The sequence below is a fragment of the Pedococcus bigeumensis genome (genome assembly GCF_039531795.1).
Classification (GTDB): Bacteria; Actinomycetota; Actinomycetes; order Actinomycetales; family Dermatophilaceae; genus Pedococcus; species Pedococcus bigeumensis.
In genome coordinates this window covers 1-536 of sequence record NZ_BAAAQS010000006.1, presented here as the reverse complement: position 1 = coordinate 536, position 536 = coordinate 1, and the positions used below count along the sequence as shown (strand labels likewise).

The window sequence follows — 536 nt, the reverse complement described above, 5'->3', positions numbered from 1 at the left end:
CCCGCTCCCTTGTCCCCCGGCGCCTACGCCATCCCGTTCCTCGGCGCGGCAGACGACGCACCGTGGGGCAGGCTCGAGGTGCCTGCCGGATGGGGTCAGGACCGGATGGTCCTGGCCACGGGTCGTGACCTGGACCCGCACCTGCGGCGGCTCGAGCTGTTCGCCATGACCAGCGTCGCGCCCGACCCCTGCGCAGGAACCATCGCACCGGTCAAGGCCACGGTAAGCGACATCGTCACGGCACTGACCACGCAACGGACGGTCCGGCCCAGCAGCGCCAGCCCGGTCTCGATCGACGGGTACTCCGGTCAGCTCGTACAGACCACCGTGCCACCCACCCTGGACGTCACCCAGTGCCACGGCCAGACCCTGCGACCCTTCGCCAGCGACATCGGCTACGTCACGGTCTTCCCCGGCTGGACCTACCGGACCTGGGTCCTGGACGTCCAGGACCACCCGCTGGTGATCATGGCCGCCCACGGCCCGGCAACCACCCCCACCGAGCTCACCGAGCTCACCACCCTCGTCGAAGGCCT

General features: G+C 70.5%; 1 protein-coding gene. It reads left to right on the top strand.

What is annotated here, in order from left to right:
- Nucleotides 1–536, top strand: a 536-nt coding sequence (locus tag ABD262_RS19590; RefSeq protein WP_344140088.1) for a hypothetical protein, incomplete at both ends; no start/stop codon positions are given.